Origin of the sequence: Youngiibacter fragilis 232.1 (assembly GCF_000495435.3) — a bacterium.
GTDB lineage: Bacteria > Bacillota > Clostridia > Clostridiales > Clostridiaceae > Youngiibacter > Youngiibacter fragilis.
In genome coordinates, this window is the sequence record NZ_AXUN02000198.1 from 82,006 (window position 1) to 97,035 (window position 15,030).

Below are 15,030 nucleotides of genomic sequence, written 5' to 3' on the forward strand. Positions count from 1 at the left end.
TTGATATAATAAGGATAATTGGTTATATACAAGTATTAACAACATCGTAAACAATGCAGGGAGGTCAGAAATTTGGAAAAGATACCGTCAAGGAATGAAGTTGATGACAGGTACAAATGGAGACTTGACCTCATTTTCGCATCCAATGCGGATTTTGAGGAAGAGCTCAAGGCGGTCAAGGCTGAGGCAGGGGTGCTTTCAGGCTACAAGGACAGGTTAGGGGAAAAGGAAGCGCTCCTTGGATACCTGAAGGACTATGAGACCTATGGAAGAAGGCTTGAGAAGCTTTACTCATATGCGCACATGAAGTCGGATGAGGATACTACCAACGGAGAGCAGCAGGTTCTGCTTGCTAAGGTATCGGAGTATTATTCAGAGCTCATGGCACTTACCTCATGGTTCGTCCCTGAGATACTCGCTTTGCCTGATGAAAAGCTGAATGAGTACCTTACTGACCCTGACCTCGAACTTTACAGGTTCCACATAGAGTCCATAGCCAAGGACAAGCCCCATGTGCTTTCAAAGGAAAGGGAGGAGCTTCTGGCGAGCCTCGGGGATTCCCTGAGCGCCCCTGAGAAGATTTACAACATGTTCTCGAATGCAGACCTGACTTTTGGGAACGTAACAGATTCTGAAGGAAACGAGCATCAGCTCACCGAGGAGAAATACAGGAACTTCATACAGTCGAAGGACAGGGTGCTCCGCAGGAACTCATTCCTTGAGCTGTTCACAACTTACGGAAAGTACAAGAACACTCTTGCACAGACTCTGACCGCGAGCATGAAGGTCTTCAACATCGACTCGAAGCTAAGGAAATATACCTCGCCTGTTGAAAGGGCGCTTTCACCGAACAACATCCCTGAAGCTGTGTTCCACAACAGCATAGGTACAATAAACGAGGGCCTGAAGGAGCTGCACAGATACGTAGACATCAAGAAGAAGCTCCTGGGGCTTGATGAGATCCACATGTATGACCTGTACGTGCCGGTAATCGACATCCCGGAAAAGAAGATATCCTTCGAGGAAGGTGTTGCAATGTCCCTTGAAGGCCTCAAGCCGCTTGGGGAGGAGTACCTGTCCATATTCAGGGAAGGCATCGTAGGCGGATGGATAGACATATACGAGAACAAGGGAAAGAGGAGCGGGGCTTATTCATCAGGCTGCTTCGACACACTGCCGTACATACTCCTGAACTACCATGACGACCTGAGGGATGTTTCCACTCTGGTACACGAGATGGGTCATTCGATTCACTCATATTATTCAAGGAAGACGCAGCCATACATATACGCAGGCTACACGATATTCGTCGCAGAGGTTGCCTCAACTACCAACGAGAAGCTCCTTATCCACCACCAGATAGAGACTGAGACCGATGAGAAGAGAAAGCTCTACCTTATCAACCAGGAGCTTGAGCAGATCAGGACAACCGTGTTCAGGCAGCTCATGTTCGCCGAGTTCGAGAAGATCACGCATGAGTCACTGATCGGAGGTACGCCGCTTACTGGTGACGACCTCAACAGGATATGGCTCGACCTCAACAGGAGGTATTTCGGAGAGGGCATAGTCCTTGACAAGGAGATCGAGAGCGAATGGTCGAGGATCCCTCATTTCTACAGCGACTTCTACGTATACCAGTATGCAACGGGCTATGCTGCCGCGAGCGCATTCTGCGACATGATACTCGAGGGCAGGGAAGGCGCCGTTGAAAAGTACCTTGGATTCCTCAAGGCGGGCGGAAGCGGCTATCCTGTCGATGTGCTTGCATCTGCCGGCGTTGACATGACCTCGAAGGCACCTCTGGAGGCTACAGTGAAGAGGTTTGCCGAGCTTCTCGACATGCTCGAGGAAGTTGTGTCCTAAATATGAATTTACTGAAAAGAAAGTGCCTATCGGTCCTTTCCTTGTTTATAAGCGCTAGCTTATAGGCTAATATAGAATATATACAGGAGAAAAGATATGAGCGTTGGATATATGAAAGCGGTCCTGGATCGGCTGGTTGACAGTAAGGGCTTCAGCCTTGATGTCTTTCCGGCATATGACAGGGACCTGGGTTATTTTGCATACAGGGAAAGAGGAGGCTACATGAAGGCTGTCATATTCTCCCGCGAAGGCGAGGAGGAGCAGCAGCTTTTGTCGTTCGATGAATTTGCGTCCTTCAAAGGTGTCATCTTTGACGTGGTGAACCTTGTGTTTGCAGAGAGGGGCTACCAGGGTTCGGGCTTATCCCGTCCGGGATACCATGAAGGTACCATTGACCCCGGGGGGAATCTCAGGCTTCCGGATGAGGAGACACTTGCCCTCTTCACGGAGGAGAAGAAGGGGACAAGGCCCATGACGCTGTCTGATATGGCAGCTTCCGCACCTGTAACCATGGGACTCATCGCGGTCAACATCATGGTATTCGCAGCATCGGCGTTCCTTTCTCAGTCCACTGAGATCAATGTGTATGTACTTGTGTATCTTGGAGCCAAGTTCAACCTGCTGATAGGGCAGGGTGAGTGGTGGAGGCTTGTGACTTCAGCTTTCCTTCATGGGAACCTGATGCACATACTCTTCAACATGTACGCCCTTTACAATTTAGGGCCGTTCCTTGAGATGAGGCTGAGGAAGGCAAGGTTTACCGCCATATACTTCATCTCGGCCATCACCTCGGGACTTCTCAGCTACTTCATGACGCCAAGCGTTTCAGTGGGGGCGTCAGGTGCCATCTTCGGGCTTCTCGGCGCATTCCTTGTGCTTGCCTTAAGGAGCAGGGAGAAGGGGTTGAGGAGGGTTCTGCCGAACATACTGTTCATATTGGGCATAAACCTAATGATAGGTTTTGCCGGAAGCGGTGTAATAGATAATTTCGGGCATATAGGAGGTCTCCTCGGGGGCATGGCGTCAACGCTCTTGCTTGCCGGAAGGGGTCCCAAAGCGAGTGAGGAGTGAAAGTTATGAAAGTTACGTCAGTCACAACTACCATGCGGGCTGAAGACCTGCTCCACGACCTGCGGGTCATGGTGGAACCCAAGGTGCCCGGGCTTGCATTTGAAACAGTGGAGCTTGAGGACAGCTCGATACTTGTCAAGGGCAGCTACAAGTATGGCATCAGCATACCCTTCCTCGGGAAGATAAAGATACTTGATGTATCTGACAATGTGATCACCCTTAAGATAGCCCAGGTGAAGGTCCTGAAGATCGGGATACCGAAATTCATACTTTCCATAGCTTCCAAGACTGCCGCAGGCAAGGCAAAGGAAATGGGGATAGAGTATAAGGATGGAGCCCTTAAGGCCAACATATCGAGCATCCTGTCAACTGTTCCCCATGTAGGTCTGACGGTAGACCACATCATTATGCAGGATGGGCTCCTTTCACTTTCCATTGCGGATATTTCAGCAGACATCGACGCCATGCAGGCTGAAGCGAACAGGGACAAGGAAGCTGAGGAAAGGGCCGCAAGGGAGAAGGAAGAAAAGAGGGTCGCGGAGTTCAACAGAAGGCTTTCGGTCATGGATAGGACCAGGGACAGCTATACCGACTTCAGGGATACGCTCCACAGGAAGACTCCTGAGGGTGCGAGGAAGTACTTCAGGTATGCGATGGCGCTTCCTGACATATATGCGCTTTCCTACAGGCTGCTGAAGGACAAGAGGGTGTCCAAGAGGGATAAGGTCATTATTTCAGTGACCCTCGGCTATCCTCTGCTGCCGTTTGACCTGCTACCTGACAGGATCCCGCTGCTTGGAGCAGTTGACGACATAGCACTCATAACCTTCGGAGTCAACCACATGATGACGAGGATTCCGATCCCGATAATCGTACAGCACTGGCAGGGGGACTTGAAGACCCTGAAGCTCATAAGGGACAATGTGCCGACTGTGATGTCCTTCACACCGGGAAAGACACTTGACAAGGCATACGGGATAATAGATGCAAAGCTCGAGCAGACAAGGAAGTCATACCTTGCCGACGAGGCATATCTCACTCCTGAAAACGAAGTGAAGACAATCGACCTTGAACCCATATTCAGGAAGGTCATCGAGGAGGAGCCTGGAGTTCCGCCTAAGCTTGCGGAAATGAGGGACGTATAGTACCATTGTAATAGAATTAATCCGGGCCGTGGATAGGATCCACGGCCCTTTGAGGTGGTAATTTGGGAAAGTTTTACGGAGTGGTCAACGGGCATTCGAAGGAACCAAGGATATTCACGGAGTGGAGTGAGGCAAAGAAGGAAGTGACAGGAGCAAAGGGTGCCCTTTACAAGGGCTTTCTGACACTGGCAGAGGCAGAGGAGTTCATAGGCATGAGGAAGGAGACGGAATCTGACGATGACGGTCTCACTGTCTATGTGGACGGCAGCTTCGAGCTCGAGACCGGGAGATACGCTTACGGATTGGTTGTGGTCTCAGGCGGTGAGGAGATCCATTCAGAGGGCTATGCGATGAAGGGTGAGTTCAGCTCGATGAGGAACGTGGCGGGTGAGGTGCTTGGTGCGATAAAGGCAATGGAATATGCCATAAGGAACGGCCACAAGAAGCTGCACCTGTATTTTGACTACCAGGGCATCGAATCCTGGGCAATAGGGACCTGGAAGAGGAACAACGCCCTTACAATGGGCTATCACGAACACTACAGGAAGCTTTCGGTTGACCTGAAGGTCATTTTCCACAAGGTGAAGGGGCATAGCGGCAACAGGTTCAACGACCGGGCGGATGAAATGGCGAAAATGGCATTCAGAAAATGAGGGAGCATAAAGACGTGCTTCCTCTTTTTCCTGAATTCTGATGTGTTATACATAAAAATATTATCTGATTGAATTGAAGGCCTGCTTTATCTGAAAAAGGTGCTCGAAGCATCATGACAATGTCTTGTCAGATACGTATAAAATGGTGTTTTTTGGTCTAAACCGTGAATCCTATTAAAGAATTCTATATTTCGATTATTTTCTGGTATTTTTTGAATCTGTTTATATGTTATAATGAAAACAGATTCTATTTGTGTTGGGAGATAATTGTTATGGAAGTATTGTCTTTAGGGGAGAAAATCAAGAAACGTAGAAAAGAACTGGACATGACTCTGAAGGATGTGGCAGGTGACAGGGTAACTCCTGGCCAGATCAGCCTTGTCGAGTCCGGAAAGTCAAATCCCTCCATGGATCTGCTCGAATATCTGGCTGCAACCCTGGATGTTTCGGTTGAATACTTCATGGAATCAGAGGTAACTCAGGCAGAGACCATCTGCAAGTACTACAACAGGATGGCAGAGATAAACCTTACCCATGGCGACATTGATAAGGCAATGGCATTCATAGACAAGGCTGACAGGTTTGTGGACAAGTACAACCTTAGCCTTGCTAAGGCCAGGAACCTTTTCCTTCGCGGTGTCTACAAGACAAAAATGAAGGAGTATGAAGAGGCGTACGACTACCTCTTCAAGTGCAACCTCATTTATTCATCGATCAGCTATTATGAGGGTTTCCTCGAGAATTTCATGTTCGCAGGGAAAAGCTTCCTGAACTCAGACTTGATCCCTCTTGCACTCAGCTATTTCCACAAGTCCGAATCCCTGTTCAAGGAAGAGATCATAACAGATGAGTTTCTGCTGGGTAAGGTATACTTCTACCTTGCGATGGGCTACCAGAAGACTGGAAAGCTTGAAAAGGCGAAGGAATACACCAGGCTTTGCAGCGACAAGTTCGAGAAGCTCAGCGACAGGATAGGCTATGGGAACCTGCTGACAGCCCTTGCTGAGGATTACGAGGCCAAAGGCAACCTTAAGGAAGCGCTCACCTATTCCTCCATGGCGCTGGACCTGTTCAAGGACTATGATTCAGAAAAGGAATATGCAATGATGGAGCAGAGCCTTGGAGAACTGTACTTGGGCTTCGAGGATTACGATGAAGCCCTCTCACATTTCATGAGGGCCAAGGACATATATTCGATGACATCTGACAGCAGATACAACGACATACTGCTTTCGATAGTCGAATGTCAGGCATATCTCGGAAGGCATGGTGACAGCCTTGATACCATGAAATTCCTTGAAAAGTTATTTGAGGAGGACGATAGCCTCGATAACCTTCATCTTTACAGGCTCAAGGCCAAGGTTCAGGGTATGATGAAGAATTCCAGGGAAGCCCTCAACAACCTGATACTTGCAGCACAGCTTGCTAAGACCAAGGGCTACAAGGATGAGGAAGCGGAGGTTCTGATCCTCCTTTCAAAATACTATCTTGATCGTGGAAAGACTGAAGAAGCCGAAGGCTTCCTGGATGAGTCCGTCGGCATCCTGAATGAGATAAGCGGGGATAGATGATATGGATATACTGACGACAGGCGAAAAGATAAAAAGGGCAAGAATACAGAAGGACATGACACTCAAGGACTTATGCGGCAAGGAGATTTCTGTCTCGAAGCTAAGTACCATTGAGAACAGCAAGGTACAGGCAGAAGAATGGATACTGAAGCTTATAGCCAAAAGGCTTAACCTTGACGTGGAGTACCTCAAGAAGGACATGGTACAGGAGATAACTGACGAGCTTAAGAGCCTGGATTCCAAAAGGGCTTCAGGAACCTATGAGGAAGAGGTAAGGGACCTTATCCTCATAGCCAACCAGAACGGCCTTTATTCACAGGCGTTCATGGCAAGGCTGCAGCTCATAGACTACTTCATGGCAAAGAACAAGACCGAGCAGCTTACCGTTGAGATCTCAAACCTTTACAAGACACTGATAAGGGTCATGAACAAGGAGACTCTGTACCTGTACATCTACACTATGGCGAAGTACCTCATATACACCAGGGAATATTACAATGCTGCGGTATACCTCCAGAATCTCATGGACCATTTCAATGAGCTGCCGGAATCCATGACCAATGACCTTAAGCTGCAGATACCATACATGCTTATGCAGTGCTATGTGTACACACGTCAATACGAACGGGCGTCCAAATATGCTGCAAATGTGAAGGCGCTTATGGATAAGACTGACAGCAAGGTCATCCTTGGAGAGATACACCTGCTGTTCTACATACTGAGCACGACAGGTAAGCTGGAGAGCGATGCGGCTTCTGACTATTCGAAGGTCAACAAGTATCTTGAGGACTATCCTGAGCAGCTCGCCACTGCGAAGTTCATACTCGCGATTAACATGATAGAGAGCGGGAAGAGCAGGGAAGGCTACAGGGAGCTTGAGAAGGCAGCTGAAATATTCCCCAAGGACAAGCTTGGTGAAAGCACTGAGCTTCTGATGTCAGCCATGGAGATCTTTGCAGAGAACAGGCTTTATGACGAAGCTGACAAGTACATAGACATGCTGGTCAATTCTGCCATAGAGAACGGGGACACTGATTACATGCAGAAGGCATACTACTACAAGGGGATGCTTCTCGGAAGAAAGGGAAAGTATGACCAGGCTGAAACCTACATGAGCGTCTCTCTGGACCTTCTGATGAAGAAGGGAAGATCCAGGGAGCTGTCTGAAAGGTACAAGGACCTTGGGAAGATATATTACCAGATGGGGAACAAGCAGGAAGCTGTAAAGTACCTGTCAATGAGCGTATCTTCACTTTGACAGCAGGCATAGGTGAACAGCAGGACTTTTTAATGTGATGTTTACCAGCAGCACTCAAAAGAAATGGAAGGAGGATTTCCTCCTTCCATTTCTTTTAACCTGAATCACGCTCAGTTTTTTCCGCCTTGTCAATTCCCTAACATTATCAGCAGTGAGGTTTACCTGACCTTGTCGTCTTCCTTGATTTCACGGTAGCCTTCAGGACCGTAACCGTCATCTTTTGGCACATAGCTGCCGCCAGCCTTCCTGTAGGATGGACCATCGGTCTTCCTCTCAACCCTCGGGCCTTCGGAATGCTCCTGCTTTGCCCATGGGTCTGACTTGACTTCAGGACCGTAAGACCTGTTCTGGCTCTCATTGCCGTATACCCTGTCGCAGTCAGGCATGAGTACCGCAAGTATGACATACAGGATAAGCAGCGGGAAGATTTCTGTGAATATTGCAACTATAACGAAGCCGATCCTTAGGATCGTGACATCAATGCCAAGGTAATCTGAGAATCCTGCCAGCACTCCGCTAAGCATCCTTCTGTCTCTGTTCTTGCATAATTTTCTGTCCATTGCATTCCACTCCTTTACTACACCTTGATTATATGGGCAGTTCGTTAAAACCAAATTAAAATACATGTGAAAACAAAAACAAATGGAAAGGATATGTGCACTGATTTTCCATGGTGGATAAAATACCGTTTCAAGCCGGGCAGGATGCAGTTAATGCATTTCAGGTTCGGATGCGTGAAATTGATGTAAAATGGCGCGAATTTGAATCATCTGGTAAAATGTAGCTGAAACATTGCAGAAGGGGTGCGTTATATGGAGCTTTACCACAGGGACAGGGACAAGCTGTCGTTCGAAACAAGGATCAGGAGTATCAGCGTGGTTGGAGGGAAGGTTTTCCTTACACTCTATGAGAGCTGGTTCTATCCGGAAGGGGGAGGACAGCCTTCGGACAGGGGAGCCATCAATGGAAGGGAAGTTTTGTCCGTAGTAAGGAAAGACGGTGAAGTCTTCCATGAGCTCGCAGAATACGCAGGGCTTACTATAAACATGCCGGTTTCATGTGAAATTGACCGGGATACCCGGGAGGACCACAGCGCCCAGCATACTGCACAGCATCTTCTTTCTGCTGTCTTGTCGGATAGATTTGGTGTGAATACTTTGAGCTTCCATCTCGGAGCAAAACATTCCACCATAGATACTGACAGGCTGCTTTCTGACGAGGAGCTGAGGATGGCTGAGGAGAAGGCTAACAGGCTTATCATGGAAAACCTGAAGGTAACTGACTTTATGACAGACCTTGGTGGACTCAGGGATGTTGCACTAAGGAAGGAGACAAGCCTTAAATCAGGAATAAGGATAGTAAGGATTGGGGACATAGATTCATCTGCCTGTGGAGGAACCCACGTCGATATGCTGGGGAGGCTCCTGATACTGAGGATTGCAAAGGCCGAAAGATACAAGGAAGGCTCAAGGGTTTACTTTTATGCCGGAAGGCGGGCTTATGACTATATACTGGAGTCAGAAGAAATACTTAAGACACTTAGAAGAGAGCTGATGGCAGGAAACGACGAGCTGCCATTTAGGGTTGTGAGTCTGATCCAGGATAAGGAGGAGCTCGAGAGGAAGAACGAAGAGCTCTCGGACTATCTTGCTGAAGCTGTGGCGGACACGTTTGGAGAAGATTTCGTGGTAGCCTCGTCGAGGTTCGATCCCGAGGTCATAAGGAAGACCGGTGAAGCCCTGGTTAACAGAGGTAAGATTGCTGTACTCTATAGGGAGGAAGATTTCAGGGTATACGCGTTCACCGGGGAGAAGGCCCATGCCGGGAAGCTCTTTTCTGAGGCGAAGGCGGGCTACGACTTCAGGGGCGGCGGAGGAAGGTCCATGGCGCAGGGCTATCTTAAGGACGAGGCTGAGCTTAAAGGATTCATATCAAGAATATACGAAGCCCTTCTCAGGCTTGAGGTTTGAACTTTCTTGTGGTACATTTAGCTTTAGTTGATTTTTAAAGTCAGGAGAATAATATGGAAGCATACCTGGACAATGCTGCAACGACAAAGCCTTCTAGGGCTGTCATAGAAAAGGTCTGTTCATCGCTGGGAGAGCTGTGGGGAAACACCAGCTCACTGCACAGGGTGGGAATGGCCGCCGATGATGCTGTCACTGAAGCGAGGGCAGCAGTTGCGTCAGCGATCGGAGCCCTCAAGGAGGAGATCATCTTCAATGCCTCCGCGTCTGAGGGGAACAACCAGGTCATAAAATCCTTCATAAGGGAAGGCGCGCATTTTATAACTACGTCCACTGAGCATCCAAGCGTAATGAGGTCAATGGAGCAAGCTGAAAGGTCCGGCGTAGAGGTCACAAGGCTGAAATCGGACAGGTTCGGAAACTTTGACATGGATGAGCTTCGGAGCTCAATCAGGAAGAACACTTCACTGGTATCTGTGATGATGGTGAACAATGAAACGGGAGCCATCAACCCTATCGGCGAGGTAGCGGCGGCAATCAGGGAATCAGGCTCAAGGGCCAGGCTCCATGTGGATGCTGTACAGGGCCTCATGAAGCTGCCGGTGGATGTCAGGAAAACGGGGGTCGACTTCATGACAGCATCTGCACACAAAGTCCATGGACCGAAGGGCGTAGGAATGCTGTTTGTAAGGAAAGGGCTTAAGCTTGAGTCACTTGTCCACGGTGGAAGCCATGAGATGGGTATGAGGGCTGGGACCCTTAACGTTTCAGGTATCCTCGGGTTCGCTGAGAGCATCAGGGAGATGAGAGAGAAGACAGATGAGCACTACAGCAGGGCTTATGTGCTTAAAGGAAGACTCATCGGCGAGCTGTCAGGGGTTGACGGCATCGTGCTTAACTCGCCGCTTGAGACCACATCACCATACATACTGAGCATCTCAGCACCTTTCCTTAGGGGTGAGGTACTGCTGAGGTACCTCAGTGAAAAAGGGGTATGCGTCTCCACTGGTTCCGCATGCTCGTCAAACAGCACAAAGGACAGCCACGTGCTTACGGCAATGGGACTGTCGCAGAAGGAAATAAAGGGAAGCATAAGGTTGTCCATTTCGGCAATGACAACAGACGATGAGATAGAATACGCGCTGGGAGCGATGAAGGAAGCCTTCAGCTTCCTCAGGAGGAAATAAGCTTTGAATGAATTGATACTTGTAAAATATGCTCCGGAAATATTCCTTAAGGGTCTTAACCGCGGGAAGTTCGAGCAGAAGCTTCGGTCGAACATTAAGAATGTCCTGAAGGGTGAGGAATATGAGTTCGTGACGGACCAGAACAGATGGTTCATCAAGGGGCCGGAGGCTGAAAGGCTGCTTGAGAAGACTGCAAGGGTCTTCGGGGTCTCCGAGGTCTGCCTTGTAAGGGAGACCGAAAGGACCATGGAGGGCATGGCAGAGCTTGCTATTCAGGTGGTAGCATCCCATCCGAAAGGAAGCACCTTCAAGGTGGAGACGAAGAGGGCTGACAAGCGGTTCCCGATGAATTCCATGGAAATCAGCATGGAGCTTGGCGGAAGGATACTTGACGCACTTGAGGGATATTCAGTGGATGTCAGGAAGCCTGATATAACAGTGAACGTTGAGGTGAGGGACAAAGCCTATGTTTACATTAAGAGGGTAAGGGCTGTGCAGGGAATGCCATACGGAATGAACGGCAGCACCATGCTCATGCTTTCAGGCGGGATAGATTCACCGGTTGCGGGATACATGATGGCAAAGAGAGGCATTGAGGTCCATGCGATCTACTACCACAGCCATCCGTACACATCTGAGAGGGCCAAGGACAAGGTCAAGGAGCTTGCAGGGATACTGTCAGGCTACACCGGAGCGATAAGGCTGCACGTGGTTCCTTTCACGGAAATACAGATGGCGATCATGGAGAAATGTCCTGAGGATGAGCTTACCATCATCATGAGGAGGTTTATGATGATGTGCGCATGCAACCTGGCTGAAAAGCTTGGTATCCATTCAGTTACCACAGGTGAGAGCATTGGACAGGTAGCATCGCAGACAATGGAGAGCCTTGTGGTTTCAGATGATGCAGGGGACAGGCCTGTATTTAGGCCTCTGGTCGCGATGGACAAGACTGACATCATAAAGATCGCAGAAGAAATAGGGACGTTCGAGACCTCGATACTTCCATATGAGGATTGCTGCACCATATTTGTACCGAAGCATCCGGTGACCAAGCCTAAGCTGAAGATAATAAAGGCCCATGAGCAGGCACTTGATGTGGAAGCCCTCGTGGAAAGGGCTGTGGAAGGCAGGGAGGTGTTCGACCTTTGAATGATTTCCTGAAGGAAAAGATTGAACACGGCTACGAGGAGTATACTGATAATTTCGAGCGCGAAGGTTCATGCTGCAGGGAAGGCGGCTGCGGGTGCGGCAATGGCAATTCGATTAATGCCGATATGCTGAAAAAAGGCCCGACTGACATCAAGGAGTGATACGAATGTCCAAAACGAGCATATTCAGCAGCAAGTATGAAAAGAGAAGAAAAAGAAAGAGGTTCCTGAGGAACCTTGCAATAGGGTCAGCTGTCTTACTGCTGATTGCATTTGCAGTCTACAAGCCCCTGATGCACAAGGTTGAGCAGGTAAGGCAGAGGATTGCTGAGGAAAAGTACCTTAAGGAGAACCCTTCAGTCGTCCCTACAGTGCCAGTGGCTGAAGAAAAGCCGGAGGTGATTGTTCCGGAGTCATACAAGGTGACGCTTCCTTCCGGCAGGGAGGCTGAAGTCTTCTATGAATTGACAGATGGTTCCTTCAGCTTCCTTCCTGTGGATGATGCTGAATTCTGGTCGGGTGATGTATCGCCTTCAAAGAAGCTTGCTGTTGTTTTTGACAGGGAGACACAGGAAATGGTCCTTGTTGACGAGACAGGGATACAGACTGACATAACCTACAGGGTGTACAGGAACAGCAAGGGCTATACCGAATCCAAGGAAAGCATAATGGCAAGGATAGATGGCTTCGTCTGGTCAGAGGAGCCAAGGTTCCTCTCGGAAAACCAGGTGGTCTTCATGTCCATGCTTCCATGGTTCAAGGCAGCTGAAAGGTACATGTACTTGTACGACATCACCGGAAAGACACACAGGAGCTTCCAGAGCATAAAGGGCAGCGAAGTCGTGTTCGGCGAGCTGAGCGATAAGGGCCTCATGGTGACAATGGACGGGAAGGTCAGTTACCTTACTCCGGAGTTGAAGGTGGTAAGGGAGTGAGGTACCTTGCTCCGGAATTCAAGGTTGTAGGGGAGTGAGGAATTGGACATAGGGATTTCAACCGCCATATTCTATCCTGATGAGATAACTGAGGATGCGATAAGACTAGTTGCATCGAAGGGCTTCAGGACTGGCGAGATATTCGCAAACAGCTTCTCTGAGTTTACCGAGGAGTATGGTCATATGCTGTCTGATATCGCAAAAAAGAGTGATTTCAAGGTCAGCTCGATCCATACTGTCAGCTCAGCGTTTGAACCATATCTCTTTGACAGGTATGAGAGAAGAAGGGATGATTTCTTCAGGATATTCAAGGATTTTGTGAAGTTCGGGAGTATACTGGGTGCAAGGGTCTATACGTTCCATGGTCTCGTATCGAACCATGGAAACAAGATCCAGATGAAGGACATCATCTATGTATATGAGAAGATGATAGATGCTGCAGGCGAACAGGGAATATCCATAGGGCAGGAGAATGTCTCATGGTGCCTATCAGGAGACATCGAGTATCTTAAGAGGCTGAAGGATGGAGTCAAAGGGCCCCTGAAGTTCACCCTTGACATCAAGCAGGCTGTTAAGGCAGGCAGGTCCCCATATGAATATCTTGACATTTACGGGAGTGACCTTGTCAATCTGCACCTTAACGACAACGACAGGGAGCATGCCTGCCTCCTTCCGGGAGCCGGGACCTTTGACTACAGGGAGCTTAAGGCGCGGCTTGAAAGGGTCGGCTACGAGGGTCCGGGCATAATTGAGGTATACAGGGACAACTATGATTCTGTGGAGGACCTGGCGAGGAGCCGGAGACTGCTTGCAGGACTTTTGTGACAGCATTGAAAATGCGCTGAAGTTCATATATAATATATTGGTTACTAATTGAAAACAGACCCGTAAGGGTATAGGAGGAATTCATATTATGGATGTCAAATTGGAGAAGCTCAGCTCGAGCAAGGTACTGCTTGAAGTCGCAGTAGAAAGCAAGAAGTTCGATGAAGCCCTGCAGAAGGCCTTCAAGAAGAATGCAGGAAATTTCAGGGTACAGGGATTCAGACCTGGAAAGGCACCATTCCATATGGTAAAGAGATTCTACGGAGTGGAGGTCCTGTTTGATGATGCGAGCAATGCGCTTCTGAACGAGACATATCCTCAGGCTGTGGCTCAGACAGAGATAAGCCCGGTGGGTTATCCGGAAATAGACATAACACAGATTGAAGAGGGAAAGGACTTCCTCTACAAGGCGACTGTTGACGTATATCCTGAGTTCGAGGTGGCGGAGTACAAGGGACTGAGCGTAGCAAAGCCATCCTATCCTGCTGATGAAGCTGAGGTAGATAAGGAGATCGAAAGCCTCAGGGAAAAGAATGCAAGGCTTGTCTCAAAGGCTGAAGGCAGCGTTATAGAGGACAAGGATACTGCAGTCATTGACTTCCTTGGAAAGGTAGACGGAGTTGAATTCGAGGGCGGCAAGGGCGAGAGCTTCGAGCTTGAGATCGGTTCAGGCACATTCATAGATAATTTCGAGGAGCAGCTAAAGGGCCTCAAGGCAGGAGAAGAGAAGGTCGTGACTGTAACATTCCCTGAGAGCTACGGAGTGGAGAGCCTTAACGGAAAGGCTGCTGATTTCGAGGTAAAGGTCCTTGACATCAAGGCAAAGGAATATCCTGAGGTTGATGACGAATTCGCTTCAGAGGTATCCGAGTTCGAGACACTTGCCGAGCTCAGGGAAAGCATAGCTTCAAAGCTCATGGAAGCTGGCAAGAAGAAGGAAGAGTCCGAATACAGGAACAACCTTCTCGCTGCTGTAGTTGAGAAGACCGAGATAGACATACCGCAGTCAATGGTGGAGACACAGGTTGACAGGCTTGTACAGGATTTCGAGCAGAGGCTTGCATACCAGGGCGTTGACAAGAAGATGTACATGGAGATGACAGGCTCGAACGACAACGGACTCAGGGACATGTTCAGGGAAAATGCACAGAAGATAGTCAAGAATGACCTTGTACTTTCGAAGATAATCGAGAAGGAAGGGCTTCTTGCCACTGATGAGGAAGTGACTGCCAAGGCTGAGGAGATAGCCGGACAGTATGGAGAAAGCAAGGAGAAGTTCATGGAGATCCTTCTTGGATCAAACAGACCTGACCTTGAGATGGAGATAAAGACAGACAAGGCATTTGCGCTCCTTGAAGCTCTTGCAGCAAAAGACGCGGAATAAGCCAGACCGAATTGCCAGAA

At 48.9% G+C, this 15,030-nt stretch carries 14 protein-coding genes; 13 read left to right on the forward strand and 1 reads right to left on the reverse strand.

Features of this window, described 5'->3' with window-relative positions; translation table 11 throughout:
• Positions 1-72: 72 nt before the first annotated feature.
• The 6 genes from pepF to T472_RS14320 all read left to right on the forward strand — a co-directional run bounded on the left by pepF (position 73) and on the right by T472_RS14320 (position 7,561).
• Positions 73-1,863, forward strand: coding sequence for an oligoendopeptidase F (gene pepF / locus T472_RS14295; protein WP_023388432.1), 1,791 nt, complete (start codon positions 73-75; stop codon positions 1,861-1,863).
• A 96-nt stretch (positions 1,864-1,959) separates the two neighbouring features.
• Positions 1,960-2,934 carry a rhomboid family intramembrane serine protease gene (locus T472_RS14300; RefSeq protein ID WP_023388433.1) on the forward strand — a complete coding sequence of 325 codons (975 nt, stop codon included), beginning with the start codon at positions 1,960-1,962 and terminating at the stop codon, positions 2,932-2,934.
• Between the two features lie 5 nt (positions 2,935-2,939).
• Positions 2,940-4,079, forward strand: coding sequence for a YkvA family protein (locus T472_RS14305; RefSeq protein WP_023863669.1), 1,140 nt, complete (start codon positions 2,940-2,942; stop codon positions 4,077-4,079).
• Positions 4,080-4,141: 62 nt separating this feature from the next.
• Complete coding sequence (locus T472_RS14310; RefSeq protein WP_023385910.1) at positions 4,142-4,732, forward strand: ribonuclease H1 domain-containing protein; 591 nt, start codon at positions 4,142-4,144, stop codon at positions 4,730-4,732.
• 272 nt (positions 4,733-5,004) lie between these two features.
• A complete protein-coding gene (locus T472_RS14315; RefSeq protein ID WP_023385913.1) occupies positions 5,005-6,303 on the forward strand; it encodes a helix-turn-helix domain-containing protein in 1,299 nt (432 codons plus the stop codon).
• A 1-nt stretch (position 6,304) separates the two neighbouring features.
• A complete protein-coding gene (locus T472_RS14320) occupies positions 6,305-7,561 on the forward strand; it encodes a tetratricopeptide repeat protein (protein ID WP_023385915.1) in 1,257 nt (418 codons plus the stop codon).
• A 158-nt stretch (positions 7,562-7,719) separates the two neighbouring features.
• Here the strand turns inward: T472_RS14320 and T472_RS14325 are convergent, their stop codons facing one another.
• A complete protein-coding gene (locus tag T472_RS14325) occupies positions 7,720-8,121 on the reverse strand; it encodes a PspC domain-containing protein (protein ID WP_023385917.1) in 402 nt (133 codons plus the stop codon).
• A 252-nt stretch (positions 8,122-8,373) separates the two neighbouring features.
• Here T472_RS14325 and T472_RS14330 point away from each other — a divergent pair, with 252 nt between their 5' ends.
• The 7 genes from T472_RS14330 (at position 8,374) to tig (ending at position 15,010) form a co-directional block, all read left to right on the forward strand.
• On the forward strand, positions 8,374-9,531 hold the full coding sequence (locus tag T472_RS14330; protein WP_023385919.1) for an alanyl-tRNA editing protein: 1,158 nt from the start codon (positions 8,374-8,376) through the stop codon (positions 9,529-9,531).
• A gap of 53 nt (positions 9,532-9,584) precedes the next feature.
• Positions 9,585-10,715: a cysteine desulfurase family protein gene (locus T472_RS14335; RefSeq protein ID WP_023385922.1), complete on the forward strand. Its 1,131-nt coding sequence runs from the start codon at positions 9,585-9,587 to the stop codon at positions 10,713-10,715.
• Between the two features lie 3 nt (positions 10,716-10,718).
• Entirely contained in the window at positions 10,719-11,867 is a 1,149-nt protein-coding gene (thiI, locus tag T472_RS14340) for a tRNA uracil 4-sulfurtransferase ThiI (RefSeq protein ID WP_023385924.1), read from the forward strand.
• Positions 11,864-12,028 (forward strand): hypothetical protein, encoded by a 165-nt coding sequence (locus T472_RS19795; RefSeq protein ID WP_023385926.1) that lies wholly within the window; start codon positions 11,864-11,866, stop codon positions 12,026-12,028. Before thiI ends, T472_RS19795 begins: the two co-directional genes overlap by 4 nt.
• Before the next feature lie 5 nt (positions 12,029-12,033).
• Entirely contained in the window at positions 12,034-12,801 is a 768-nt protein-coding gene (locus T472_RS14345; RefSeq protein WP_023385928.1) for a hypothetical protein, read from the forward strand.
• Positions 12,802-12,843: 42 nt separating this feature from the next.
• A complete protein-coding gene (locus T472_RS14350; protein WP_023385931.1) occupies positions 12,844-13,626 on the forward strand; it encodes a sugar phosphate isomerase/epimerase family protein in 783 nt (260 codons plus the stop codon).
• 88 nt (positions 13,627-13,714) lie between these two features.
• Entirely contained in the window at positions 13,715-15,010 is a 1,296-nt protein-coding gene (gene tig / locus T472_RS14355; RefSeq protein ID WP_023385933.1) for a trigger factor, read from the forward strand.
• Positions 15,011-15,030 lie beyond the last annotated feature (20 nt).

What these genes read in the sequence shown, in the direction of transcription:
- T472_RS14325 (WP_023385917.1), bottom strand. Translation starts at nt 8,121, where the DNA reads ATGGACAGAAAATTATGCAAGAACAGAGACAGAAGGATGCTTAGCGGA.
- T472_RS14330 (WP_023385919.1), top strand. Translation starts at nt 8,374, where the DNA reads ATGGAGCTTTACCACAGGGACAGGGACAAGCTGTCGTTCGAAACAAGG.
- T472_RS14335 (WP_023385922.1), top strand. Translation starts at nt 9,585, where the DNA reads ATGGAAGCATACCTGGACAATGCTGCAACGACAAAGCCTTCTAGGGCT.
- T472_RS14305 (WP_023863669.1), top strand. Translation starts at nt 2,940, where the DNA reads ATGAAAGTTACGTCAGTCACAACTACCATGCGGGCTGAAGACCTGCTC.
- T472_RS14315 (WP_023385913.1), top strand. Translation starts at nt 5,005, where the DNA reads ATGGAAGTATTGTCTTTAGGGGAGAAAATCAAGAAACGTAGAAAAGAA.
- tig (WP_023385933.1), top strand. Translation starts at nt 13,715, where the DNA reads ATGGATGTCAAATTGGAGAAGCTCAGCTCGAGCAAGGTACTGCTTGAA.
- T472_RS14300 (WP_023388433.1), top strand. Translation starts at nt 1,960, where the DNA reads ATGAGCGTTGGATATATGAAAGCGGTCCTGGATCGGCTGGTTGACAGT.
- T472_RS14345 (WP_023385928.1), top strand. Translation starts at nt 12,034, where the DNA reads ATGTCCAAAACGAGCATATTCAGCAGCAAGTATGAAAAGAGAAGAAAA.
- T472_RS14320 (WP_023385915.1), top strand. Translation starts at nt 6,305, where the DNA reads ATGGATATACTGACGACAGGCGAAAAGATAAAAAGGGCAAGAATACAG.